1 pseudogene is annotated in these 216 nt (G+C 48.1%); it reads left to right on the forward strand.

Annotation, left to right across the window (positions count from 1 at the left end):
- Positions 1-216 (forward strand): annotated as a pseudogene (locus LKK83_RS00445) (RNA-guided endonuclease IscB); the annotation flags it as partial.

Below are 216 nucleotides of genomic sequence, written 5' to 3' on the forward strand. Positions count from 1 at the left end.
CGGAATTACTGAACGAGATTCTGTGGTCTGCCAAGCGCCCATTCAAGGATGCTGCTGCCGTCAACTCAACTCGATGGACGTTGTATCGGGCTTTGTCTCAAACAGACCTTCCTGTAGAAACAGGCACCGGTGGTAGAATCAAGTTTAACCGCTCTGGTCAAGAATTAACTAAAACACACTGGCTAGATGCTGCTTGTGTTGGGAAATCAACACCAG

It is taken from the genome of Phormidium sp. CCY1219, assembly GCF_035615515.1.
In the GTDB taxonomy this organism is placed as follows: Bacteria; Cyanobacteriota; Cyanobacteriia; order Cyanobacteriales; family Laspinemataceae; genus CCY1219.